21 protein-coding genes are annotated in these 25,712 nt (G+C 63.2%); 13 read left to right on the top strand and 8 right to left on the bottom strand.

Annotation, left to right across the window (positions count from 1 at the left end; translation table 11 throughout):
• Positions 1-78: 78 nt before the first annotated feature.
• Genes ACH2DW_RS05515 through sucD form a run of 3 tightly spaced genes read left to right on the top strand, consistent with a single transcriptional unit; the run spans position 79 to position 2,588 of the window.
• Positions 79-483, top strand: coding sequence for a cobalamin B12-binding domain-containing protein (locus ACH2DW_RS05515; RefSeq protein ID WP_394928718.1), 405 nt, complete (start codon positions 79-81; stop codon positions 481-483).
• Positions 484-536: 53 nt separating this feature from the next.
• The gene (sucC, locus tag ACH2DW_RS05520) at positions 537-1,682 is read left to right on the top strand and encodes an ADP-forming succinate--CoA ligase subunit beta (RefSeq protein WP_394928719.1); all 1,146 of its coding nucleotides are present in this window, start codon (positions 537-539) and stop codon (positions 1,680-1,682) included.
• A gap of 9 nt (positions 1,683-1,691) precedes the next feature.
• Positions 1,692-2,588, top strand: coding sequence for a succinate--CoA ligase subunit alpha (gene sucD / locus ACH2DW_RS05525; protein WP_394928720.1), 897 nt, complete (start codon positions 1,692-1,694; stop codon positions 2,586-2,588).
• 75 nt (positions 2,589-2,663) lie between these two features.
• Here sucD and ACH2DW_RS05530 read toward each other — a convergent pair whose 3' ends face one another.
• Positions 2,664-3,224: a hypothetical protein gene (locus ACH2DW_RS05530; protein WP_394928721.1), complete on the bottom strand. Its 561-nt coding sequence runs from the start codon at positions 3,222-3,224 to the stop codon at positions 2,664-2,666.
• A gap of 137 nt (positions 3,225-3,361) precedes the next feature.
• Here ACH2DW_RS05530 and purH point away from each other — a divergent pair, with 137 nt between their 5' ends.
• The 5 genes from purH to ACH2DW_RS05555 all read left to right on the top strand — a co-directional run bounded on the left by purH (position 3,362) and on the right by ACH2DW_RS05555 (position 11,279).
• The gene (gene purH / locus ACH2DW_RS05535) at positions 3,362-4,930 is read left to right on the top strand and encodes a bifunctional phosphoribosylaminoimidazolecarboxamide formyltransferase/IMP cyclohydrolase (protein WP_394928722.1); all 1,569 of its coding nucleotides are present in this window, start codon (positions 3,362-3,364) and stop codon (positions 4,928-4,930) included.
• Positions 4,931-5,029: 99 nt separating this feature from the next.
• Complete coding sequence (locus tag ACH2DW_RS05540) at positions 5,030-5,887, top strand: methylenetetrahydrofolate reductase (RefSeq protein WP_394928723.1); 858 nt, start codon at positions 5,030-5,032, stop codon at positions 5,885-5,887.
• Between the two features lie 16 nt (positions 5,888-5,903).
• Positions 5,904-7,958, top strand: a complete 2,055-nt coding sequence (locus ACH2DW_RS05545) for an acyltransferase family protein (RefSeq protein WP_394928724.1) — start codon at positions 5,904-5,906, stop codon at positions 7,956-7,958.
• Positions 7,959-8,112: 154 nt separating this feature from the next.
• Positions 8,113-10,248, top strand: a complete 2,136-nt coding sequence (locus ACH2DW_RS05550; RefSeq protein WP_394928725.1) for an acyltransferase family protein — start codon at positions 8,113-8,115, stop codon at positions 10,246-10,248.
• Between the two features lie 44 nt (positions 10,249-10,292).
• A complete protein-coding gene (locus tag ACH2DW_RS05555; protein WP_394928726.1) occupies positions 10,293-11,279 on the top strand; it encodes a malate dehydrogenase in 987 nt (328 codons plus the stop codon).
• Between the two features lie 61 nt (positions 11,280-11,340).
• On the opposite strand, the gene ACH2DW_RS05560 is transcribed toward ACH2DW_RS05555, so the two are convergent.
• From ACH2DW_RS05560 to ACH2DW_RS05580, 5 genes are all read right to left on the bottom strand, one after another.
• Complete coding sequence (locus ACH2DW_RS05560; protein ID WP_394928727.1) at positions 11,341-12,147, bottom strand: META domain-containing protein; 807 nt, start codon at positions 12,145-12,147, stop codon at positions 11,341-11,343.
• A gap of 43 nt (positions 12,148-12,190) precedes the next feature.
• Entirely contained in the window at positions 12,191-13,474 is a 1,284-nt protein-coding gene (locus ACH2DW_RS05565) for a multidrug effflux MFS transporter (protein ID WP_394928728.1), read from the bottom strand.
• Positions 13,475-13,585: 111 nt separating this feature from the next.
• The gene (locus ACH2DW_RS05570) at positions 13,586-14,302 is read right to left on the bottom strand and encodes a purine-nucleoside phosphorylase (protein ID WP_394928729.1); all 717 of its coding nucleotides are present in this window, start codon (positions 14,300-14,302) and stop codon (positions 13,586-13,588) included.
• A gap of 19 nt (positions 14,303-14,321) precedes the next feature.
• Positions 14,322-15,203, bottom strand: a complete 882-nt coding sequence (locus ACH2DW_RS05575) for a DNA-formamidopyrimidine glycosylase family protein (RefSeq protein ID WP_394928730.1) — start codon at positions 15,201-15,203, stop codon at positions 14,322-14,324.
• Positions 15,204-15,254: 51 nt separating this feature from the next.
• Positions 15,255-15,647: an SCP2 sterol-binding domain-containing protein gene (locus ACH2DW_RS05580; protein ID WP_394928731.1), complete on the bottom strand. Its 393-nt coding sequence runs from the start codon at positions 15,645-15,647 to the stop codon at positions 15,255-15,257.
• Between the two features lie 19 nt (positions 15,648-15,666).
• Between ACH2DW_RS05580 and ACH2DW_RS05585 the strand changes: the two genes are divergently transcribed.
• Both ACH2DW_RS05585 and ACH2DW_RS05590 read left to right on the top strand, forming a co-directional pair.
• Positions 15,667-16,425 carry a hypothetical protein gene (locus tag ACH2DW_RS05585; protein WP_394928732.1) on the top strand — a complete coding sequence of 253 codons (759 nt, stop codon included), beginning with the start codon at positions 15,667-15,669 and terminating at the stop codon, positions 16,423-16,425.
• Between the two features lie 142 nt (positions 16,426-16,567).
• Positions 16,568-17,395, top strand: a complete 828-nt coding sequence (locus tag ACH2DW_RS05590) for a DUF3097 family protein (RefSeq protein WP_394928733.1) — start codon at positions 16,568-16,570, stop codon at positions 17,393-17,395.
• A 170-nt stretch (positions 17,396-17,565) separates the two neighbouring features.
• Here ACH2DW_RS05590 and ACH2DW_RS05595 read toward each other — a convergent pair whose 3' ends face one another.
• Positions 17,566-19,653, bottom strand: a complete 2,088-nt coding sequence (locus ACH2DW_RS05595; protein ID WP_394928734.1) for a sodium-translocating pyrophosphatase — start codon at positions 19,651-19,653, stop codon at positions 17,566-17,568.
• Between the two features lie 288 nt (positions 19,654-19,941).
• On the opposite strand from ACH2DW_RS05595, the gene ACH2DW_RS05600 reads away from it, so the two are divergent.
• The 3 genes from ACH2DW_RS05600 to ACH2DW_RS05610 are packed head-to-tail and all read left to right on the top strand — an operon-like array spanning position 19,942 to position 23,466.
• Entirely contained in the window at positions 19,942-20,763 is an 822-nt protein-coding gene (locus tag ACH2DW_RS05600) for a succinate dehydrogenase cytochrome b subunit (RefSeq protein WP_394928735.1), read from the top strand.
• A 2-nt stretch (positions 20,764-20,765) separates the two neighbouring features.
• Positions 20,766-22,682 (top strand): fumarate reductase/succinate dehydrogenase flavoprotein subunit, encoded by a 1,917-nt coding sequence (locus ACH2DW_RS05605; RefSeq protein ID WP_394928748.1) that lies wholly within the window; start codon positions 20,766-20,768, stop codon positions 22,680-22,682.
• A gap of 10 nt (positions 22,683-22,692) precedes the next feature.
• A complete protein-coding gene (locus ACH2DW_RS05610; protein ID WP_394928736.1) occupies positions 22,693-23,466 on the top strand; it encodes a succinate dehydrogenase/fumarate reductase iron-sulfur subunit in 774 nt (257 codons plus the stop codon).
• Between the two features lie 45 nt (positions 23,467-23,511).
• Here the strand turns inward: ACH2DW_RS05610 and ACH2DW_RS05615 are convergent, their stop codons facing one another.
• Complete coding sequence (locus tag ACH2DW_RS05615) at positions 23,512-25,659, bottom strand: glycoside hydrolase family 2 protein (RefSeq protein ID WP_394928737.1); 2,148 nt, start codon at positions 25,657-25,659, stop codon at positions 23,512-23,514.
• Between the last annotated feature and the right edge of the window lie 53 nt (positions 25,660-25,712).

Here is a 25,712-nt window from a genome sequence, read left to right on the forward strand (position 1 = left end):
CAGTCCACCTGCACGGTGTCAGAGGTGCCTCGGGTCGGTTGGTGGAACACGGCACGTGCGGCATAAGGTTCTGAACTTGTGAAGCGTCCGTACCGCATCGTTGTTGCCAAGCCTGGCCTGGATGGCCACGATCGTGGCGCCAAGACCATCACCCGTGCCCTCCGGGACCACGGTTTCGAGGTCATTTACACCGGCCTGCACCAAACGCCCGAACAGATCGCAGAAACCGTGTTGCAGGAAGATGCGGACGGCGTCGGCCTCTCGCTCCTTTCCGGCGCGCACCTCACGCTCTTCCCGCGCGTGATGGAAGAGCTTCGCAATCGCGACCTGGGCGACGTGCTCGTCTTTGGCGGCGGGGTCATCCCCGACGCTGACGCACGTGCGTTGCAGGAGCAGGGTGTCGCAAAGATTTTTGGTCCCGGATCGTCATTGAAAGCAATTGGCGAGTGGCTGGAGACGGCCCTGGACGAGACCGAAACCTGACACCAATCACATTCGCAACCCATCCGCACACATGAAAGAGAGGGGACCCCACCGTGGATCTCTTTGAATATCAGGGCAAGCAGTACTTCGCCCGCTATGACATTCCGGTCAGCCCTGGAGGGCCTGCCGACACCGTTGATGAGGCGGTGAAGGAAGCTGCGTCTGCTGGCTACCCCGTTGTCGTCAAGGCGCAGGTGCAGGTCGGCGGCCGCGGCAAGGCCGGTGGCATCAAGCTGGCCGACAATGAAGCTGAAGTGCGAGAACACGCCGGCAACATTTTGGGCATGGACATCAAGGGACACGTTGTGCGTCGTCTCTGGGTCGAGGCTGCGTCTGATATTGACGAGGAGTACTACGTCTCCTTTACCCTCGACCGCAGCGAGAAGAAGCACCTCATGATGCTGTCGCGCGAAGGCGGCGTCGAGATCGAGGTCGTGGCGGAAGAGAACCCCGATGCGATCGTCAAGCTCCACATCGACCCAGTCGACGGCCTCTCCGAGGCCGTCGCCCGCCAGGCATGCATCGAGGCCAAGCTTCCCGAGCGGGCGATCGACGGGGCGACCGACATCCTCGTGAAGCTGTACCGCTGTTACGACGAGGGCGATTGCGACCTCGCCGAGATCAACCCGCTGATTCTCAAGCCGACCGGTGAAGTGCACGCGCTCGACGCCAAGGTCACCCTCGACGGCAACGCCGAGTTCCGTCATCCCGAGTGGGACGCTTTCCGCGGTCTCACCGAGATGGACGACCGCGAGAAGATGGCTGCCGAAAAGGACCTCCAATACATCGGTCTCGACGGCACCGTCGGCATCATCGCGAACGGTGCCGGGCTGGCAATGTCGACGCTCGACGTCGTCAATCAGGTTGGCGGTTCGGCCGCGAACTTCCTCGACATCGGCGGCGGCGCCAACGCCGACGTCATGGCCGGTGCGCTCGAAGTCATCAACTTCGACGAGAACGTCAAGTCGATCTTCATCAACATCTTCGGCGGCATCACCCGCGGCGAAGAAGTTGCCAAGGGCATCGTCGAGGCGATGGGTCGCGTTGACCTCAAGGCTCCGATCGTGATCCGCCTCGATGGCACCAACGCCGAGGAGGGTCGTCAGATTCTCCTCGATGCAGGCATTCCGGAAGACAAGCTCCGCTCGGAGCCGACCATGCTCGAAGCTGCTCGCGCAGCTGTCGCGCTCGCAAGCTGAGGTACTGACATGGCAATTTTTGTTGACGAGAACACGAAGGTCATCGTCCAGGGCCTGACCGGTGGTCAGGGCAAGTACCACGGCCTCCGCAACCGTGACTATGGCACCCAGGTCGTCGGGGGCGTCACGCCCGGCAAGGGTGGCCAAGACGTCGAGGGCATTCCGATCTTCAATTCGGTCGCCGAAGCCGTCGAGGCAACCGGAGCGAACGCGTCGTTCGCCGCCGTCCCGCCGAAGTTCGCTTCTGGCGCCATCATGGAAGCGGCCGAAGCCGGCATCGGATTCGTCGTGTGCATCACCGAGGGCATTCCGGCCCAGGATGAGGCCAAGGTCTTCAACCGCCTGGTTCGCGACTTCCCCGGAACCCGTCTGCTCGGCCCCAACTGCCCCGGCATCATCAGCCCCGGCAAGTGCAACATCGGCATTACCGCTGGCGAGATCGCTCAGAACCCCACCGCTGGTGGCCCGAACGTCGGCATTGTGAGTCGCTCCGGCACGCTCACCTACCAGGCGCTCTATGAGCTCAAGCAGCGTGGCATCGGCGTGTCGACCTGTGTCGGCATCGGTGGTGACCCGGTGCCCGGGACCAACTTCATCGACTGCCTCTCGGAGTTCCAGAATGACCCCGAGACGCATGCGATCATGATGCTCGGTGAAATCGGCGGCTCGGCCGAAGAAGAAGCCGCCGAGTACATCGCGGCCAACGTCACCAAGCCGATGAGCGCATACATCGCGGGCGTCACTGCGCCGGCCGGCAAGAAGATGGGCCACGCAGGCGCCATTGTTTCGGGCAACAAGGGCACGGCTCAGGGCAAGATGGACGCGCTCGCAGCTGCTGGCGTGAAGGTCGGTCTCAATCCGACCGAAGCCGGTGAGCTCATGGCGGAAATCGTCGCCGCCCTCTAGTTTCCAGCGAAGGCATGTGGTCGTCACGCACAATGTGCGTGACGACCACATGCCTTCGGCATTTTTCGGGTCAGGTCACGGTGCCGGCGGCGGAGGGGGTGTGTCGTCGGCTGGAGGCGGAGGCGGAGGAGGCATGGCATCGCTGCTGCTCCCACCAAAGCTCTCCTTGATCTTGTTGATGTCGGTGAGATCTGACAGTTCGCCGCCCGCAGCCTGGAAGTTGAGGAATGCGCCCGTTGCAGCGACGAGGCCGGAGATGGCTGAGAGGATCATGCCGAAGCCTCGGCCAACGCTGCCGCCCGCAGCCTCGATGATGTCCTTGCCCTCGATTGGGTTGAAAATGATGCGAAGTAGAAAGAGGAACGCCGCCAGAGCGGTAGCGGCGAGAAGAATGAGCGGCCAGGGCAGTCCCTTGTTGTCCATCGTCCCGGAGGCGAGCAGGAATGCAATGACCCCGCTGGCGACGAACAGCAGCCAGGGAATCGTCCCGGTGAAGAAGAAGTCGAACGCATTGCCGCCTGAGTCGGAAAAGCCGAAGCCGGACACGTTGATCCAGTTGAACAGTCCGAAGATGGCGACGCCTGCACCGCCCCCGATCATCAACCAGTCGGATGTCTTGAAGTTACTGAAGTCCACTTCGTTCCCCTCCTGAGGCTCTGATGTGATCAAGGTGACCGTGACGGTCAACGACCGTACCTCTTCTCGACGGAGCGATTCTGAGTATTCCGAGCGGTGTTGCGGAACGGCGGACACCTGAGGCCTACGCTCGCGTCGTGCCTACCGCTCTGCTCTCCGTGTACGACAAGACCGGCGTGGTCGAATTCGCCCAGTCGCTCAGCCAGCTTGGGTGGTCGCTGATCTCCAGCGGGGGAACCGCTCGAGCCATCGCTGACGCCGGAATTCCGGTCACTGACGTTGCTGATGTCACCGGTGTCCCCGCGATTCTGGGTCACCGTGTCGTCACGCTGCACCCGAAGGTCCACGGCGGCATTCTGGCCGACCCAACTGATGCCGAGCACGTTGCCGACATGGATGAGTACGGCATCAAGCCATTCGATCTCGTCGTTGGGAACCTTTATCCGTTCGGGCAGAGTCCTGACGACTTCGAGCACGGTTCAGGCGGAGCCGTTGAGATGATCGATATCGGCGGCCCGGCAATGGTGCGTGCCGCGGCAAAGAACCACGCGCACGTCGCAGTTGTCGTCGACCCCAAGAACTACGGCCCCGTGATTGACGAACTCCGCGCAGACGGCGTCTTGAGTGAGACCACCCGACGTCGGCTAGCCCGGGCAGCGTTTGCGCACACCGCGGCGTACGACGCGGCGATCGTCACGTGGTTCGATGACACTGATCCTGATCTCGCTGACGAGTCGCTCACGGTCGAAGAGGTTGACACTTCCGGCGCGTTGCCCGCCTCGATCCATCTGGCACTGTCCAACGTGCAGTCGTTGCGTTACGGAGAGAATCCTCATCAGGAGGGCGCTCGGTACCGCCAAGCCGGTGCGACCAGCTGGTGGGACTCAATGACGCAGCACGGCGGCAAGGCGTTGAGCTACCTCAACTTGTATGACACCGAAGCAGCGTGGCGACTCGTTCATCGGTTCGATGACCCGGCCTGCGTCGTCGTGAAACATGCAAATCCCTGCGGCGTGGCGATCGCCGATGACATCACGACCGCGTACGTACGCGCCAACGCGTGCGACCCGGTCAGCGCCTTCGGTGGCATCGTCGCCGTCAACCGCACGGTCACCAACGAGATGGCCGTCGCGCTTGGCGACGTGTTCACCGAAGTTGTCGTGGCTCCCGGCTTCGACGACGACGCGCTGGCCACCCTCGCGGCGAAGAAGAACCTCCGGGTCATCGCCGCCAATGCGCCGTCTCCCTTGCCGTTCGACGTCCGCCCCATCGATGGTGGCCTGCTCGTCCAACAGCCCGACCCGGTCGATGCACGATCTGACGCGTGGCGCGTGGTCACATCGGTGCAGCCGACCGAGGGGCAGTGGGCTGATATGGAGTTTGCCTGGACGGTGTGCGCCGCAGTCACCAGCAACGCAATCGTCTACACGAAGGACCAGCAGGCTTTTGGTATCGGTGCAGGACAGCAGAATCGTCTCGACTCCGCACGAATCGCCGCCCGACGAGCCGAAGGACGCGCAACGGGCGGCGCGTGCGCCAGCGATGCGTTCTTCCCGTTTCGTGACGGGCTCGACGCAGCGGTTGAAGCCGGTGTGTCGTGCGTCATCCAGCCTGGCGGATCGATGCGTGACGACGAGGTCGTCGCTGCTGCCGATGAACACGGCCTCGCCATGGTCTTCACCGGTCAGCGCCACTTCCGCCACTGATCCGGGAATCAACCGTTCCGCATCGTGGAACAAGGTCCGCCTGGTGGGAAGTTTCTGCTGCGGCACCAAGTCGATCGTTCGGGTGCATATGTTCCAGACATGGCCCGGATCTCCGACAAGTTGGCAGCGGGGCGAACGCTGTCGTTCGAGTTCTTTCCGCCCAAGACCGCAGGCGCGCAGTTGACCCTTGGTCGCACAATGAGCGAACTCGCACCGCTCGGGCCTGACTTCGTCAGCATCACCTATGGCGCTGGCGGCTCAGACCGGCACCGCACCGGTGACGTCGTCGAATGGATCCGGCGTGAAACCGACGTCGAACCCATGGCGCACCTCACGTGCGTCGGGCACTCCCGGACCGACGTGGCCGGGCTGCTCGTCGACTACCGCCGGATCGGTGTCGAGAACATCCTCGCGCTCGGTGGCGACCTGCCCGCCGATGGCAGCGCCCCGGCTGGGGACTACTCGTACGCACTGGACCTGCTCCACGACGTTGCAACCACCGGCTGCTTCTCGATCGGTGTCGCCGCGCACCCCGAGGTGCATCCCCGCTCAGCGAGCCGTCAGGCCGACCGCCGACATCTTGCCGAGAAGCTCCGACTTGCTGACTTCGCCATCACCCAGTTCTTCTTTGATCCCGAGCACTACGTGCGCCTCGTCGACGAGCTGGCAGCGCTTGGTATCGACAAGCCGATCGTTCCCGGCATCATGCCCGTGACCAACTTGGGCCAGATCACTCGCATGGCGGAGATGAGCGGCACGGAAGTCCCCAACTGGTTGGTCGATCGGTTGAGTGCGGCCCATGATGCGGTTGACGCGAAGCGCATCGGTATCGAACTTGCCTCTGAGCTCTGCCGGGACCTCATCGAGGCCGGGGCGCCTGGCCTGCACTTGTACACACTCAACCGGTCCGAGATTGCAAAAGACATCAGGGTGAACCTGGGATCGGTCCTCGTCTGAGCGATACTGGACGCTGATGTCCGCCGTTACCTCCTCCACCTCTGCGTCGTCTGCAGTCCGCGGCACCGGTGGTGCCGGTAGCGCCGGTGGCGCCAACATCAGCAAGGTGCCATACCTCCCCGGGCTCGATGGCATGAGGGCGTTCGCCGTTGTCGCGGTGATGATCTACCACGCAAACAGCTCCTGGCTGAAGGGTGGGTTCATCGGCGTCGAGGTGTTCTTCGTGATCTCGGGCTACCTCATCACGCTGCTGCTCATCTCTGAGAACGAAAAGTCGGGCCTGGTCGACATGAAGGGCTTCTGGATCCGTCGTTTCCGACGGCTCCTTCCAGCGCTCTTCGTGATGATGACGCTGCTGTCGGTCTGGACCGCGCTCTTCGAGCGCGACGCGCTCGGCCAACTGCGCGGCGACATCCTCGCTGGCATCTTCTACATCAGTAACTGGTACCAGATCTTCATCGGCGCCGGATACAGCGCCAGCAACGACTTCGCACCGCTGAGACACCTGTGGAGCCTGGCTGTCGAAGAGCAGTTCTATCTCATCTGGCCGATCGTGATGGTGGCGCTGCTCCGCAAGGGCAGTCGCAAGATCGCCGATCTCGCTGTCTACCTGTTCGGCGCTGCGGTGGTCATCACCATCGTCGTCGCACTGCTCTATTACCCGGGGCCCATCAACGCGAACCCGGAAAATTCGCCCAACGCCTACTGGGAGATCGGCGGCCGTTTCATTTCCAAGGCGGACGCGTTGTACCTCTCGAGCATCTCCCGATCGAGCGGCCTGCTGCTCGGCGCTGCGATGGCCATGGTGTGGCGTCCCGTTGCGGTGATGCGCGGTCCGCTGCGGGACAAGGGCCGAGCGCTCGATGGACTGGCTGTTGTCGGATTCGCGATCCTCGCGTTGATGTGTTGGAAAGTTGGCTTCATCAACAGCGATGGTGACAACAGCGCCGATCCGTGGCTGTTCCGCGGGGGCTTCTTCGTGGCCGGCATTGCCACGCTGATGATCATCGCCGCGGTCACTCACCGCGGATCGTTGACTTCGAAGGCACTCAGCGGCGCCACGCTGCTGTGGATCGGGACACGCTCGTACGGTCTCTACCTCTACCACTGGCCGATCTACCAGATCGTCCGCAACACAGCGGGCACGAAGCTGAAGTTTCACGAATGGGTGTTGTGCATGGTCGCCACGGCGATCATCACCGAGATCTCTTACCGCTACATCGAGACACCGATCCGCAAGGGCCACCTCAGCGAGTGGTGGCGCAACCGAGGCCAGCGCAATCGACGCAATGAGCACCGCGGTGCCGTGCTCGGCGGCGCGTTTGTCGGTACCGCGCTTGCGGTGTTTGCCGGATACGGCCTGGCCACAGCGGAGTTGAAGCAGAACGAAGTGGCGCAGCGCCTCGAGGAGAGCGCAGGAGCAACCTGCAGCGTCATCGAGGGCAACTGCGGTGACGAAGCTGACAGCGAACCGGTGTCCGGCGACGTTGATGGTGAGAGTGTTGACGTCGGTGAGGTGCCCGAGACGACGATCGACCCTGCCGCTGAGGGCGCACAGGTTGTCGATGCGGTGACGACTACCGAGGTTGTGGCGGGTCCGAGCAAACTCGCCATCGGTGATTCGGTGATGCTCGGCGCAGCAGAAGAGCTGCAGGCTGCCGGCTTCGCTGTTGATGCCGCTGAGAGCCGCGCATTTGTGCGAGGAGTCGACATCGTGCAGTCGCTCGCGGACAACGGCCAACTCCCAGAAGAGTTGGTGGTCCACCTCGGCACGAACGGCCCAATCAACGAGTCAGAAATGACGCAGTTGCTCGACCTGGCGGCCACCGTGCCCAAGGTCGTGCTCGTGCAGAACGATGTGCCGCGGGACTACGAAGCTTCGAACAATGCCCTCATGGTCAACGAGGCAAGCGCTCGGGCCAATGTCGAGGTGTTGTATTGGGACGGTCTTGCCGCGCAGTGTCCGGGCGATTGCATCTATCAGGACGGCTTCCACCTCAAGACGCCCGGCGCGGAGTACTACACCGCGCTGATCACCACAGTGCTCGCCGACGCTGCACTCTTCGCATAACCGTCACGGACTGGCAGGTCCAGGCTGACCGGCCAAGCGTCACTGAAGCTTGATCGAAGCGTGACGCCATTTGAGCGTGCTGGACGGTGATACTGGAACGTTCATGGCTGTGTTCGACCCACCGACGACTCGGCCGCCAAGGTCCGGTTTGCCAATGGATCGAGCCGGCCTGACCGATCATTCGGGGGGTTTTGTTCGCGAACACATCAGTCGGGTGCCGTATCTGCCAGGCCTTGACGGCATGCGTGCGCTGGCTGTTGTCGCAGTGATGATCTACCACGCGAACAGCTCGTGGCTTCCCGGCGGGTTCCTCGGTGTCGAGATGTTCTTCGTGATTTCGGGTTATCTGATCACGCTGCTGCTGATTGCCGAACGAGAACGCGACTACGGCATCTCGTTGACCGACTTCTGGATTCGCCGTGCTCGACGACTGCTTCCCGCGGTCTTTGTGCTCATGACGCTCCTGACGATCTGGACTGCGATCTTCGAGCGCGATGCGCTGGGACAACTTCGCGGCGACGTGATTGCGGGTTTGTTCTACGTCTCGAACTGGTATCAGATCTGGGTTGGGCTCGGTTACACCGCCGCCGGCGATTTCGCACCGCTGCGGCACTTGTGGAGCCTCGCCGTCGAAGAGCAGTTCTATTTGATTTGGCCGGTGGTGATGGTTGCGTTCCTTGGCCGATCTGGCACCCGCCGCATCGCCAACTTCAGCCGATGGCTGTTCGCTGGCGCGATCCTGATCACGATCGGTGTGGCCCTGGTGTACCAACCTGGCCCGATCGGCGAACCGAGCCAGACTCCCGAGGCCTACTGGTTCATCGGTGATCGGCCGATTGCGAAGCTCGACACGCTCTACCTCAGCACGGTGACACGCGCCGGCGGCCTGATGCTTGGCTCGGCGTTTGCGATGATCTGGCGTCCGTACGCCATCGTGCGCGGCCCGTTGCGCAGCAAGGGTCGGGCGTTTGACGTGCTGGCCCTCGTTGGGTTCTTGGGCTTCTGCTGGATGAGCTGGAACATCTACCTCATCGATCCGGCGGGGCCGGACGCTCGGCTCTTCAAAGGCGGTCTCTTCGTCGCCGGGATCCTGACGCTGTTCATCATTGCTGCAGTGACGCACCAGGGTTCGATTGCGAATCGAGTGCTTGGTGGCAAGGTGTTGAACTGGATTGGGACGCGCTCGTACGGGCTCTACCTGTATCACTGGCCGATCTATCAGATCATCCGCAACGTCGCGGGCAACTCGTTGCGTCCGCACGAATTTGTGCTGGCGATGATCCCGACCGTGTTGCTGACCGAAGCGTCATACCGTTGGATCGAGACGCCGATCCGAAAGGGCCAGTTCGGCGCCATGGTCGGGCGTCTTCGCGCTGGCTCAGGCGGCCGTCCGAGGGGACTGCTGATCGGCGGCGTCGCTGTGGCTTGCGTGCTGTCTCTGTTCGCCGGCGTCGCGCTCGCCACCGCAGAACTGAAGCAGAACGACATCGCCGAGTCGCTTGATGACGGCGAAGATTTCACCACGGATCTTGCTGCACCGGCCGATAGTTCACCGACGGCAACGCTGCCGCCGACCGTTCCTCCTGCAACGGTGCCCGCAACGACGCTCGCGCCCTCGCCGACTGCAGCGCCGACCACCACCACCGCCCCGACGTCGACGGCTCCGGTCACGACGCTGGCTCCAGTTCCCTCAACCACAGCACCCATCGTGGTCCCGGCATCCACCGTGCCGCCGCCGACCGTTCCGCCAGCACCGGTGACGCAGCTTGGGGTCGTGACCGATCTGGAAGGCATCCAGCCACTCACGATCCCCGTGATGGACGTCGGGCTCCCCCTGGTTGCGCTCGGCGACTCGGTCATGCTCGGCGCGGCAGAAGAACTGCAAGCCACAGGTTTCGCCGTCGATGCGGTGAAGAGCCGTCAGATGGTCACGTTCCTGCCCGACATGCAGGCGATACGCGACACCGGTTCGTTCGGGCCGGTCGTGGTCGTCCACCTGGGAACCAACGGTCCGTTCAGTCAGACAACGCTCGACCAGATGATGGGCCTGGTCGCCGGGGTGCCGAGAGTGCTCGTGCTCACCGGCAAGGGCGATCGCGACTGGATAGCCGGCAACAACGCGAAGATCCGTGATCTGCCAGCGCTGTACCCCGCGGTGACCGTGATCGACTGGGAAGTGCTGTCGGCGAGCTGTACCGGCAACTGCTTCTACGACGATGGGATTCACCTCACGCAATCCGGACAGACGTTCTATGCCGACGTGATCAAGCGCGTCCTCGGTCTGGCCTAACCGACAGCTTGGCCTGGGGAGCCGTGCGGCGTAGCCTCAGCACCATGACCACTCCAGTTCGTGTTGCCGTCACCGGAGCTGCAGGCCAGATCGGCTACAGCCTCCTCTTCCGTATTGCATCGGGCACCATGCTCGGCCCCGATACTCCCATCGCGCTGCAGTTGCTCGAGATCACGCCCGCCCTCGGTGCGCTCGAAGGTGTCAAGATGGAGCTCGACGACGGCGCCTTCCCGCTGCTCGACTCGATCACCTGCACCGACGACGCCGACGTGGCATTCGGCGACGCCGACGTGGCGATTCTCGTTGGTTCGATGCCGCGCAAGGCGGGCATGGAGCGTGCCGACCTGCTCTCGGCAAACGGTGGCATCTTCAAGCCGCAGGGCGAGTCGCTGAGCCGCTCGGCCAAGAAGAACGTGAAGGTACTCGTCGTCGGCAACCCGGCCAACACCAATGCCGTCATCGCTATGAACAATGCCCCGGACCTCGATCCCGGCCGATTCACGGCGATGACCCGTCTCGACCACAACCGTGCGATCAGCCAGCTCGCGTCTCGACTCGACGCGTCGGTCAACGACATTAAGAAGATGACGATCTGGGGGAATCACTCCACGACGCAATACCCCGACCTGTTCCACTGTGAAGTCAACGGCAAGAACGCGTACGACGCGGTCGGCGATCACGATTGGTACGCCAACGAGTACATCCCCAAGGTCGCCAAGCGCGGTGCTGCGATCATCGAGGCACGCGGATCGTCGTCGGCGGCCTCGGCGGCCTCGGCAGCGGTCGACCACATTCGGGACTGGACGCTCGGCACGCCGGACGGCGATTGGGTGTCGATGTCGGTTCCGAGCGATGGCAGCTACGGCGTGCCTGAAGGCATCATCAGCTCCTTCCCGTGTGTCTGCAAGGACGGCAATTACGAGATCGTGCAGGGTCTCGACATCGACGACTTCAGCCGCGCCAAGATCGATGCCACCGCTGGCGAACTCGTTGAAGAACGCGATGCGGTCAAGGATCTCGGTCTGATCTGATCAGGTCTGGCGTCAGTCGCGAGTGCTGACGCCGACGAACCGCGTGAGCGCGCCCAAACGGTCAGCTTGCGATCAGCGTGAGGCCAAGAGTCGCCCCATCGTCCATCGTCAACAACGTGAGGCGCCCGGCTTCAACGGTGTAGGTGACATCGCCGCGCAACACGCTGGTCACCGCAGCTTCGAGGCGCATTGCATCGGGTTCGCAGGCCATGGCGGTGTTGGGCATCGGTGCAAATGTGATCGTGTTGTCACGGATCTCGACCGTTGCTCTGCCTGTGTTGCAGCCTGTGCGTACGGTCGCTGTTCCGTCGGTGATGAGGATCGAGGCCTCAGTGTTCTGAGGGATGCTGGAGACCGCGTCACCGTCGATCAATCCGTCGACCACCCAGGTGGTGCCCATGAGCGCGAGATCGGGATCGGCGATTCGACGGTCAACGAGTACCACGGTTGCATCTGCTGTGGCCATGGACAGCGTGTCGACGTCGAGCGAGAGCGTTGGGCGAGCTTGTAGGAACGAGCCGAGCCACGTGTCCTGTTCCATCAGGTCCTGCTCGCAGCCCATTTCGGTCTGCATCATGTCGCCGACAACAAGGATGCCACCGTCGATCGACATCGAGCCTCGGAGCTGATTGCACCCCGCACTGGCGGTGAGCGCGTCGCGTTCAAACGACAACTGGATCTGCGTGTCATCGGCGAGCGTGTGGCCGTCGACGGATGACGAGAGAAACGTTTGGCCGGAGAGGAATGAGGAAAGCTCGGTCGCATCGTTGGTGCCATCACCGTTTGAGCTGGCCGCGTCGTCGCTACCGCACGCGCCGAGCGCGAGGAGCGCTGCACAGGTGAGAGCCGCAATCAGGGGTCGTTGCATGTTGATCAGACGCTGGGACGTGAGCTTGAGTTCCCCATGGCGGTCAGGCTGTCGTTGCCACGGGGGTGCTGAGGTGCTCCGTGGTGAGTTCGGGCGAATGCCGTCGCACGATCAAGACGGTGATCCAGGAGCCGAGGCACAGCAGCGCGATACCGATCGAGAACGGCGTCGTTGAATCGCTGACGAACGCGCTGACGATGGTGCCGAGCACGGCGCCGCCTGCCATCCGGATCGCTCCGCCGTAGGCCGACGCAGTCCCGGCAAGATGGCCGACGGGGCCGAGGGCAGCGGTGTTCAGATTTGGCATGAGGAACATGAATGAAGACAGCGTGAGGGCGAGCACTGGCATGTAGACCCAGATGCTCGGTTGCCCACCGGCAAAGATCGAGATGGCACACAGCAGCAGCGTCGTCGGGATCAGCAATGCGTAGACCGTGTTGATCAGGCGGTGGACGCCGACGCGTACGACAATTCGGCCGTTGAGGATCGCCCCGGCGGCGAAGAGCAACGCCACCAGTCCGAAGATCAATGGGAACTGGTCTTCGCGATCGAACACCTCACTGATGATCAGTTCGCTGCTCGCCAGGTACGTGGTGAACACGCCCTGCAGGAAGATTGTGGCGTTGGTGTATCCGGAGGTGACCGGAGTGCGGGCCACCTCGACGTAGCCACTGGCCGTGGAGCGGAGTTGCAGAGGGCGGCGGTTGGCCGGATCGAGCGACTCGCGCATCCGCAAGCTCCAGAGCCCGATCGCGATGGCGAAGATCGCGCAGAACCAGAAGATGGAGCGCCAGGGAAAGATGGCAATGAGGCCGGCGCCGATGCTGGGAGCGAGGATCGGCACGAGCATGAAGACGACCATCACCTGTGACATCGCCTTCGCCATCTGGCTGCCCTCGAAACGGTCGCGAATGATCGCCGTCGCGACCACTCGTGCGCCTGCCGCTCCGAGGCCCCAGACGAAGCGGCTCAGGAGCAGCAGCTCAAAGGTCGGCGCCAACGCAGAACCGGCAGCCCCAATGATGTAGATGATGCTGCCTGCGTACAGGACCGGCTTGCGTCCGAAGCGGTCCGCGATCGGCCCCCAGGCGAGCTGAGCGATGGCGAGTCCCATGAAGAAGACGGTGATGACCTGACCGGCGCGCGGCGAAGAGTCGCCGAGGTCGAATGCCTCGCGGATCTCGTCGAATGCCGGCAGCATCGTGTCGATGCCGAGCGCCATCAGCGCCATGATCGCCGACATCAATGTCAGCAGTTCCCGCTGACCCATGCGGTACTGCGGCGTCACCGGAACGGCGGCGTCAGTGTCAGAAGCGAGTTGGGTCACCTGTCGACGCTAACGAGCGGCGATGGACAAGTCCCGGCTGAGCGACGGGCGTCACGCTGCGGCGCGTCGCGGAACGAGGCTCACCTGCGGTGAGGAATCGGCTGCTGGTGCCTAACTGACTGCGACGCGGCAGCCAATCTGCATCATTCGGTCGACTCCCGCCTTGAGGTCCTCGTCGCTGATGCGGACGGCGCTGCCGTCGTCACCGAGAATGTCGCTGACCGTCATGATGGCGAGCGCTTCGATGCCTTTCACCGCGGCAATCGTGTACATCATCGCCGCTTCCATCTCGACACCGAGGTGGCCGAGGCGCTTCCATCGGCCGAACGTGTCGGGGTCGGGGTCGTAGAAAATGCCGGAGGTGACGATCGCTCCGGTATGCACTGCGCCAGCGCCCGACTCCCGGCTGAGCTGTGCGGCGGTCTCAGCGAGCGCAAACGTTGCACTTGGTGCGTAACCCGGCATCTGGGCGTAACGAAGGGGAGTGCTGTCGTCGGCCGAGGCACTGATGCCGATCACGGTGTCGCCCATCTTCATATCGGCTTGCAGGCCCCCGCAGGTACCCACACGGACCAGTCGCTTGGCGCCCAGCATGATGAGTTCTTCGAAGACGATTCCGGCACTGGGCGAGCCCATGCCCGTGGACTGGACGCTGATCGGCTTGCCGTCGAACGTGCCGGTGAAGCCCAGCATCCCGCGTTCAGCGTTGACCTGACGGAAGCCGGAATCGAAGAACGTCTCCGCGATGTACTGGGCGCGCACCGGGTCGCCGGGGCACAGCACGTTCGGCGCATAGTCGGACTCGTCAGCACGCAAGTGAATCGGCATGAGTGCAGGATACGCAGGCCTACTTGAGGAATTTACTCGTGGTGTTGTCGGCGAGGATCTTGCCGCCGGTCTGACAGGTCGGGCAGTAGTTGACCGAATAGCTGGAGTACGTGACTTCGTGGATCGTGTCGCCGCAGACGGGGCAGGCCTCACCCGTGCGCTTGTGCACGGCGCTCGGCCGGTCCTTCGAGGAGCTCATGTCTTCGCGGGTGCGCTCGGCGGCGAGGCCCTCGGCAACGCAGTGTTCGATCGCGGCCGCCACCTTCGCTGCGCCTTGCGCTCCGAGTTGCTTGGTGGTTGCGAACGGCGAGATCTGCGCGGCATGACAGACCTCGTTCGACAACCGACGACCAATGCCCGCGACCATGCCCTGATGCCGCAGGAATCCGTGCACCCGCATCGAGTTGGTTGCGAACCGCTCCGCGAGGTCGTCGGCACTGATCCCTGCTGCCTCGGGGCCGAGCTTCGTGAGCGGGGGCGAAGTTTCGAGTTCGGCAGACGGAACGCACCACACTCCGGCGCGTCGCTCCTTGCCCTGCTCGGTCAGGAGGAGCGCTGTCTCATCAATTGATCCTGGCCGGTCGTCTGTCGATGGGATGTTGACGGGCTCGAAGGTGAAACGGGCCTGTCCGCCGCGTGGCTTCGCGGAGCGCTTTTCGTCAGCGAGGAGTCGCCCCCCTTGCATCAGGTGGACGACGAAGCTGACCGGATCGAAACGCAAGATCAGGTACTTACCGCGGCGGCTCACGCCGAGCAGGGGCCAGCCGTACGCCTCATCAGGAGCGGGAACCGCTGTCTTCAACGCGGTGAAGTTGAACGGCGTGAACTTCGACAAGATGCGCCCGCCGAACTGTCGCTCCAGGCGCTCGGCGTGCGCCTCAACCTCAGGCATCTCAGGCATACGCCGAGGCTAACCACGACGAGTACTCGCCTCGATCGCTTCGCAAGCGAACTACTCGTAGGTGGTCTGTTCCTTGACCGTGGCGAACACGGCATCGAGCGCGCCGAACACCGCTTGGTTGTCGAGCAGTTTCTGCTGGTCGCCCCAGAGCCGAATGTGGCCGTTGATGAATGCATCCTGCGCGTTCATCTCACCCGTTGCCACGGCAACTGCGGTGTCCCAGGCTTGCTCCATCTTCACGTCTTCGGGATCGGCGACTCCCGCGCCGAAGGAGGCCTCACCATCGCCCACTTGGACGTGATAGGTGACATCACCTTCGGGACCATCGGAAACGACCTGAGTGACGCCAATCTTGTGCGACGCCGCGACTTCGCGCATGTGGTCGCTCGCCGCAACCTGGGCAGTGAGCTCGTTGATCCAGTCGAGACTGAGGTATCGGTACACCCCCGTAGTCTGCCTGATCGTGAGCCCGATATCCGACGACCACGACCACGGCCACAGTCACGGTGGCGATGGCGGCCTGGTGTTTCACGACGGTCGGCACCCATCAGCCGATGTCGAAGAGTGGGTGTTTGCGGCGTGGACCGACGACGCCGCGCTGGGCGTGATCTCGGGCCACCGTCTCGTGGGCCGCAACGCGTGGTACTGGGCGGCCCTGGCTCGGCACGGACGCCCGTTGTTGCACATCACCGACTTCGACGTGCCGGTCCGACTCGCCGACCCGTTTATCGTGAAGGGCGAGGCGATGTGGGCCGAGCACACTCGCGAGGCGCCGATGGAGCAGTGGACCGTGGGCAACGAAACATATGCCGCAGCACTCGACGACCCAGAAGAAGCACTCGGCCGCGGGTACGGCAATCCGACGCCGATCGCCTTCGACCTGGAGTGGTACGCCACAGGAGCGGCTGTGGCCCTCGAGCTCGCGCCTGACATGAGCATCGGATACCAGCAGCGGGGTGTGGTCCACGGTGCGATCGAGATCCTGGGCGAACCGAAGGTGGAACTTTCTGAGGTGCGTGCGCAGCGGTGGCATCGTTGGACCAGTGGTCCCGCACCGGATGGGTCACTGGCGGGTCTCGGGCCGTTGCCGCTTCCAGATGTGGTGGCACACACCGGAGTTCGTGCGCCGTTCCGGTTCCCCGACGGGAGCACCAGCGACCTCGTGCTGACGTCGACGGGCTGGTGCCAGCGAGCGTCTCGGCCGTCTGCACCGTCACGGTGATCAGCGACTGGGTGCCCTGGTCGTCGAAGCCGGTCGCCGACGTGCCGCGACCATCGGGGGTTCCCATGCCACACTCGAAACTGCGATCGACGCCAGGCTGCGGTCGCCCTCTCTGGCACGAACTCAACGAGCGAACGACACCATGACCTACAACAACGACATCCTCGACGACTTCACCCACGGCGGGATGGGCAGCGCGAAGCGGCCGGCCTATCCCGACGTGGTCGTTGAGATGGGCATGGTCGTCGAGGATCGCTCGAGCCACTTCACTGGTGACATCGCCCGCTGGAACGCGGAGGGGGTGACTTTGCGCGATGCCAAGCAGTATCTCCGTCACTTCAGCTGGAAGCCCGGGGGCTTTCTTATCTTGGGCGAGCCGGTCACCCTCGTTCGTCCGAAGCAGGCGAAGTCCGCAACGCAGCGGGTCACGGCTTCAGGCGCAGTCGCGGGCGACGGCCGAGCGCGTGTCGCTCGTGCCAGCCGCATCTGGGTGGAGGGTCAGCATGATGCCGAACTGCTCGAACATGTGTGGGGCGACGACCTCCGTGACCTTGGCATCGTTGTCGAACCGCTGCACGGCGCCGATGACCTGGCGGCGATGGTCGCTGACTTTCAGCCCGGTACCCAACGCAAGCTCGGCGTGCTGCTCGATCACCTCGTTCCTGGTTCGAAGGAGACGCGTATCGCCCAGACGGTGCGCGACCCGAACGTCTTGATCACTGGCCATCCATTCGTCGACGTGTGGGCGGGTATCCGACCCAAGGTGATCGGCCTGGAGGCGTGGCCGGAGATCCCATACGACCCGGACGTCACGTGGAAGGAAGGGCTCTGCGCGGCGCTCGGAGCACCGTTTGAGGGGTTCTGGCCGCGTCTCCGCAATCAGGTCAACACGTTCGCCGACCTCACTCCCGAACTCGTTGGTGCTGTCGAACAACTCATCGACTTCGTCGCCGACCTCCCGGAGGAGTGAACGCGCAGCCCGGCCTCGCATGCCGGTCTGACGGTCAACGCGCCTGAATCAGCGCCGTCTGGATCAGCGCCGTCTGGATCAGCGCCACCGATCCCGTCAAGGACTCTTGCTGACAACGACGAAGGGCGGGCCCGCAGGCCCGCCCTCACGTTCAGTTGTTCAGGTGTTGATCAGACGAAGGCGCTGGCGAAGACCAAGCTGACGATCGTCATGACCTTCAACAGGATGTTCATCGACGGACCCGAGGTGTCCTTGAACGGGTCACCAACGGTGTCACCAACGACGGCTGCCTTGTGGGCATCAGAGCCCTTGCCGCCGTGGGCTCCGGCTTCGATGTACTTCTTTGCGTTGTCCCAAGCGCCACCGGCATTGGCCATGAAGATGGCGAGGGCAAAGCCGGTCACGAGCGCACCGGCGAGCAAGCCGCCGAGCGCGTCGACGCTGATGAATCCGACGACGAGCGGCACGACCACGGCGAGGGCGCCCGGAAGGATCATTTCCTTGAGCGAAGCTTCGGTCGAGATGGCGACACAACGAGCCGAGTCCGGAATGACGCCCGGCAGCCCTTCGCGCAGGCCAGGAATCTCGCGGAATTGGCGACGCACTTCTTCGATCATCTTCGCTGCGGCACGGCCGACGGCGTCGATCGTGAGAGCGGCAAACAGGAACGGCAGTGCCGCGCCAATGAAGAGTCCGGAGAACACGTCAACCTCGCCGATGTCGAGGTTGAGCACCGTCGCACCGTCCGAGGCCGTCGCGATGGCGAACTCGAAGCTCTTGAACAGAGCGAGGGCGGTCAGCGCTGCGGAACCGACAGCGAAGCCCTTGGCGATGGCGGCTGTGGTGTTACCGAGCGAATCGAGCGCGTCAGTGACTTCACGCACGGACGGGTCCAGTTCGGCCATCTCGGCGATGCCGCCGGCATTGTCTGCGATCGGGCCGTATGCATCGACGGAGACGACGATGCCGGTGGTTGCGAGCATGCCGATGGCGGCAACGGCGATGCCGTAGAGGCCGCCGATCTCGCCGTCGAATGCTTGCTGTCCGCCCCAGTAGGCGATACCGACGCCGGCCAGGATCAGAGCGACCGAAGCAGCGACGGACTGCATGCCGATGCTGATGCCCTTGAGCACGGTGGTCGCCGGTCCGGTTTCGGTCTGCTGACTGATTTCCTTCACCGGCTTGTAGTGATCCGAGGTGTAGTACTCGGCGGTCTTGCCGAGCGCCCAACCGATGATCAAACCGCCGATGACCGAGACGGCAAGGCCCCACGGGTTGTCGGAGGCGTCGCCGAAGATCCAGTACGCACCGGCGAACACACCCACGGTGGTGATCGCCATGGCCACATTCGTACCGAGATGCAGCGCCTTGCTGAGGGACTTCGAGTCTGTCGATGTCCCGCCCTTGATGAGGAAGGATCCGATGATCGAAGCGATCATGCCGATGAACGCAACGAACATCGGGAAGACGAAGAATTCAATGTTGCCGACATCGCCGGCTTGCTCGGCGCCGATCGCTCCAGCGAATGCAACGAGCGAGATGGGAGCGATGATCGAGCCGGCGTACGACTCGAACAGGTCGGCACCCATGCCAGCGACGTCGCCGACGTTGTCGCCGACGTTGTCGGCGATGGTGGCCGGGTTGCGAGGATCATCCTCGGGGATACCGGCTTCGACCTTGCCGACGAGGTCAGCGCCGACGTCGGCGGCCTTGGTGAAGATGCCGCCGCCAACGCGGGAGAACAGTGCGATCGTCGATGCACCGAGGCCGTAGGCCGTCACGATTTCGAAGGCGTCGTCGACTTCCAGCATCGTGACGAACACGATGTAGGTGCCCATCAGGCCGAGCAGTGCGAGACCGGCGACGGAGAAGCCCATCACGGCGCCGCCGCGGAATGCGACAGGAAGCGCCTTGCCCGGACCTTGCTTGGCCGCCTCGGTGGTGCGAGCGTTGGCCATGGTGGCCACGGTCATACCTGCGTAGCCGGCGGCGGATGACAGGATTGCGCCGAGTAGATACGTGACTGCAGCGAGCGGCGCGATAACGGCCGCCAACAAGATGGCCATGGCGACAGCGAAGATGCTGACCCACTTGTACTCGGCCTGGAGGAACGCCTTGGCGCCCTTCTGGATCTCGGTCATCAAGAAGACCATGCGCTCGTTGCCGGGCGACTCCTTCTCGACAGACTTGTAAAAGAAGAACGCAAGACCGAGGGCTGCGAGAGCCGACAGTGCTGCGAGATATGGAATGGATCCCACGGGGTAGTGCCTCCTGGGGCAAATGGATGATGAGCGAGGCTCGCGTTGAGCGCGAACGTCCGGACCATGATGGCCGCTGCGCAAGGCTAAATCCCAACTCATCACTTTCCACAGGTGCGTGACAGTCAGTGAGTGTCGAGATGACGTTGTCCCTCGCCGGTGGTGGGCAACGTCATCGCGGCGCCTGGGGCCCTGGGTGGCACGGAGCTGGTGTGTGACGAGGCCCACACAATTTTGGTTGGTGGCGGATTGGGCTCGCGACGATGCATGGCGAGTACCGTGGCCGTCATGTCACAAACGTTGAGCCGTGGCCCGGTTTCGGGCACCGCCGTCAAGGCGAACACGGCAAAGAGAAAACCGTTCCTCCTCGACCTCTACGGCACGGCAGTCGGCAAGAAGTACGTGATGGCAATCACGGGACTGATCGGCATCGGCTTTGTGCTTACGCACATGATCGGCAACCTCAAGATGTACCTCGGTGTCATCACCGAGGGCGACGAGCAGGTCTACGACATCGATATCTACGGCGAGTTCCTGCGTGAACTGCTCGTGCCGATCCTGCCTCGCACATATCTGTTGTGGGGTCTGCGCCTTGTTCTCATCGGCGCACTCATTCTGCATCTCCATGCGGCGTGGTCGTTGACTCAACTCAACCGCAAGGCTCGGTCGGTCAAGTATCAGTCGGCGCGTGATTATCAGATTGCCAGCTTCGCCAGTCGCTCGATGCGCTGGACCGGCATCATCGTGCTCGCCTTCCTGGCATGGCATCTCGCTGACCTCACCTGGGGGTGGGCCAATCCCGACTTCGTTCGTGGCGCGGCCTATCGCAACATCGACGCATCGTTGAGCCGCATTCCGGTCGCCGTGCTGTACATCGTGGCGAACATTGCGTTGGGCATCCACCTCTTCCATGGCACCTGGTCGCTCTTTCAGAGCCTCGGAGCCAACAATCCACGATTCAACACGTGGCGCAAGGGTCTTGCGGCAGGCGTCGCCACGCTGATCGTCGCTGGGAACGTGTCGTTCCCCATCGCCGTTCTTGCCGGTGTCGTCGAGTTCGACCCCGACGCCGTCACCCATTCCGTCGAAGCCGAGGAGACAGGCGAATGACCATCAATCTCGATTCCAAGATCCCTGACGGCCCAATGGCCGACAAGTGGAGCAACTACGTCGCTGGCCAGAAGTTGGTCAACCCGTCCAACAAGCGCAAGTTCAAGATCATCGTGGTCGGTACCGGCCTCGCCGGTGCCTCGGCTGCCGCGACGCTCGGCGAACTCGGTTATCAGGTCGAGGCGTTCACGTTCCACGACTCGCCCCGTCGCGCACACTCGATTGCGGCGCAGGGCGGCATCAACGCCGCGAAGAACTATCAGGGCGACGGCGACAGCGTTCACCGCCTGTTCTACGACACGGTCAAGGGCGGCGACTTCCGCGCTCGCGAAGCAAACGTGCATCGTCTTGCCGAAGTGTCGGTCAACATCATTGACCAGATGGTTGCCCAGGGTGTGCCGTTTGCACGCGAGTACGGCGGCCTGCTCGACAATCGCAGCTTCGGCGGCGCCCAAGTGAGCCGCACCTTCTATGCGCGAGGCCAGACCGGCCAGCAGCTGCTGATCGGTGCCTACCAACAGTTGGCACGCCAGATCGGCCTCGGCAACGTCAAGCTCTGGAACCGGACCGAGATGGTCGACGTTGTCAACGTCGACGGTCGCTGCGCCGGCATCGTCACCCGCGACTTGATGAACGGCGAGCTCCGCTCGCACTCGGCGCACGCCGTCGTGCTCGCCACCGGCGGTTACGGCAACGCCTTCTACTTGTCGACCAACGCAATGGCCTGCAACGTCACTGCGGCTTGGCGGGCTCATCGGCGTGGCGCGGCCTTCGCCAACCCGAGCTACACCCAGATTCACCCGACGTGTATCCCGCAGGCCGACGACTTCCAGTCGAAGCTGACGCTGATGTCGGAGTCACTCCGCAACGACGGCCGCATCTGGGTGCCGAACAACCCGGACGAGACGCGGCCGGCTGCACAGATTCCCGAGGACGATCGCGACTACTACCTCGAACGGATCTACCCCAGCTTCGGCAACCTTGCGCCACGCGATGTGTCGTCGCGAGCCGCCAAGCGTGCCGTCGACAACGGTCAAGGTGTCGGACCGCTCAAGAACGGCGTCTACCTCGACTTTGCAGAATCGATCGAGCGTCTCGGTGCTGAAGTCATCAAGGAGCGCTACGGCAACTTGTTCGACATGTACGAACGCATTACCGGCGAGTCGCCCTACGAGATGCCGATGCGGATCTATCCGGCCAGCCACTACACGATGGGTGGTCTCTGGGTCGACTACGAGTTGCAGACCACAGTCCCCGGTCTGTTCTGTGCCGGCGAAGCCAACTTCTCCGATCATGGCGCGAACCGCCTGGGGGCCTCAGCGTTGATGCAGGGGCTGTCCGATGGCTACTTCGTGCTGCCGTACACGATTGCCCCGTACCTCGCCGATCTGCTCAACAAGCCGATTCCTGACGAGACCCACGACGCGTTCAAAGCTGCCGAGGTTGAAGCTCAGGCCCGGTTCCAGGGGTATCTCGACATCGGAGGCACAAAGGGTCCCGACCACTTCCACCGTGAACTCGGGCGCATCATCTGGGACTACTGCGGCATGGATCGCAACGAGCAGGGCCTGCAGAAGGCACTGTCTGAGATTCCGGCCTTGCACGAGGAGTTCAAGAAGGACCTCCGCGTCACAGGCACGGGCACGAGCACCAACCAAACCCTCGAGAAGGCAGCGCGAGTCGACGACTTCTTCGAGCTTGGGCAACTGATGTGCCAGGACGCTCTCACCCGCGAAGAGTCGTGCGGCGGCCACTTCCGCTCCGAGTACCAGACCGACGATGGCGAGGCGGTCCGCAACGACGAGGACTTCGCTCACGTCACGGCGTGGGAGTGGAGCGGTGACGCCACCAAGCCGATCGAGCATCGCGAGAAGCTCGAATATGAAGTCGTCAAGTTCGCCACCCGGTCGTACAAGTAAGGGCCCAGACGTGTCACACAATCTCTCCAACATCAATCTGAAGATCTGGCGCCAGGATGGTCCCGACGCGCAGGGTCGCTTCGAAACTCACCAGATCCCCGAGATCAGCGACGAGGCGTCGTTCCTCGAGATGCTCGACATCTTGAACGAACGGCTCATCGAAGAAGGCAAAGAAGCGGTGGTCTTCGACCATGACTGCCGCGAAGGCATCTGCGGTACCTGCTCGTTGATGATCGACGGCCAGGCACATGGCCCGCAGAGGGGCACGGCAACGTGTCAGCTGCACATGCGTCAGTTCGAATCCGGTGACGAGATCGTGATCGAGCCGTGGCGCGCCACCGCGTTTCCGATCATCAAAGACCTCATGGTCGATCGTTCCCCGTTCGATCGGATCATCGAGTCGGGTGGCTTCATCACCGCACCGACCGGTGGTGCGCCAGACGCGAACCTCATTCCCATTCCGAAGCCGGTTGCCGATGCGTCGATGGACGCAGCGGAGTGCATTGGTTGCGGAGCCTGCGTGGCGGCATGCCCGAACAGCGCGGCGAACCTGTTCACCGGTGCGAAGATCGCTCACCTCAACCTGCTCCCGCAGGGCCAGGCCGAGCGATACAAGCGCACTGAGGCAATGGTCGAGACGATGGACGAGCACTTTGGTTCGTGCACGAACCATGGCGAGTGCGAGGCGGCATGCCCGAAAGAAATTTCGATCGACAACATCGCCACGATGAACGTTGACTACGCCAAGTCGAAGTTCAAGAACCGCAAAGCCCTGGCCCGTTGATTGAGCGTTGCATCTGGTGCCTGGCACCAGATGCAACGGCGATCGTCAGGCTTCCGGGGGAAGCGTGACTGCGGTGGCGTAGCGGTTACGGCTGGTGATGTCGCCGGCCGTCATCGTCAACGTGAAGGACAGTTCGCCCAATGTCTCGGGCACGGTCATGTCAATCTGGCCCACTTTGACCACGTCGTCGGCGGGCACCGGCCCACCGAATCTCCACCGCTGCTCGCCACCTGCCCACGACGCAACAGCGTCGACCACGGCGAAGTCGATCTCTTCGCGCAGGTCATTGATGAGGTGGACGTCGAGCCGCAATCGGTCGCCTTCGTTGACCCACTCGGGCAGGGTGCCAGCGACGACCAACACCTGTGTGCACGCCGCCTTGACGACGGCGTAGGCATCCTTCGGGACCCGCTCGTGATCGAGGACGCTGGCGGAGATGACGGGCCCGGGGTCGGCGAGCGCGTAAAAGCAGAACCCCCCGCTGGGGCGATACTTCAGCCGTCGCAACGTCTCGATGTGTGTCTTCAGTACATGGGACTGATATCGCTGAGCTGCGTTGCGCCACGACTCGTATGACTCGTACTGATCAGGCGGGAACAGTCGCTCGAACTGATCGCGTTGATACCCAAACTCGTTGTGCAAGCGGTCCCAGTCGAGATGGGGCCATTCGTGGGCAGCCAACTCGTCATCGATGAACGGGGCGGTGTTCGGCGGCGCGTGGGCTCCGAACTCGGACACAAACCGCACCAACCGCGGGACGCGTGCAGCCAGGCCGGCCAGGTCCTCGGCATCGCCGCGGTGCCAGCCGTACCAGAGGTGTGTGTCGGTGCCGCTGAGCTGTGGGAAATGAGGCAGCACGCCCGAGTGCGCCACCGTCTCGCGGCTCGCGTCAGCTTTCTCGAACGATCGCTTCACCCATCGGTCGAGCACCGACTTGTTCCACGACGGGAGTTGGTGTGCCATCACCTGCCGCGTCCGCTTCTTCCAATCGGAACGATCGACCGCCGTGGTGGCTGATGGGTCGTTGTGGGCGGTCCACTGGACGATTGACGGGTGGTGACCGAGTGTGTCGACGGCGGCGCGCGCTTGGTCAACGGCCTGGCCGCGCACGCTGCGGGCATGACCCCACTGCAGCGGAAAGTCTTGCATGATCAACATGCCGAGTTCGTCAGCGGCGCGGTAGACCTCGCGGTCGGCAATGTGACCGTGGACCCGGACGACGTCGAGGCCAAGGTCCACCGCATGCTCAAGGTCGCGGCGGACCGCGCCTTTGTCAGCATCAGCCAGCCCAGCGCGTGTCGGCAGCAAGTTTGCGCCCTTCAGAAAGAGACGTTCACCGTTGACCGAGCAGATCCAGTTGTCCCACGTGACCTGACGGAGCCCGGTTCGTCGCTCACGCCGGTCACTGAGTTCTCCATCGACGATCAATTCGACCGCCACATTGGTCAGGAGTTGGTCGCCCAAATTCCGTGGCCACCAGAGGCGTGGGTCGACAATGTCGAGACTCCACTCGATCTGGTTTTCGCCAGAGGCAACGAGGTGCACGTGTTCATCGTGGAGTTCGTTGTCGACAAAGGTGCGGACGGTGACGCTGCGCTGTGCATCGCTGTCGAGTCGTGCGGCCAGCTGTACGTGCGCTCGCCGCGTGTCGGCGTCGCGGCACAGCACGCGGAACCGATCGACGCGTACCGGTCCGGTGTCGTACAGATGAACACTGCGCCAGATTCCGCCCGGATTCCACTGGCGATCGATGCCGTCCCAATGTTGGAACACGCCGGTGATGTTCCGGCGGTTGTTCGGACCGCCCTGGGGCGCACACGTGGCCTCGATCGCCAGCACGTGTTCGTCGTCGAGTTCGGAGAGTGCTGTGACATCGAAGGTGTGTGGAAAGAAATAGCCCTCGGGATCGCCGAGGTACGCGCCATCGAGCCAGACATCGGCTTGATAGAAGATGCCGTCCAGGGTGATCCATCGACGCGCGCCGTCGCCCGGGGGGTCGGCACTGAAGCGATGTCGGTACATCACCGGACCATCGCTGGCGGCAAACTTCGGAGTGTCGCGCCAGTGCCCTGGCACGATGACCGGTTCCCAGGTCGTGTCGTCGGTGTCGAGCTCGATGCCGTACCGACGGACGTCGTCGTTCGCCTCGACCGCGACCCAGCGACCGTCTAGTTTGCGGCGACTCAACTCCATCGTCGAAGCGTACGCGTTACAGCCGAGTTGGCCATGAGCAGGTGACTGTGCGC

Origin of the sequence: uncultured Ilumatobacter sp. (genome assembly GCF_963980585.1) — a bacterium.
GTDB lineage: Bacteria > Actinomycetota > Acidimicrobiia > Acidimicrobiales > Ilumatobacteraceae > Ilumatobacter_A.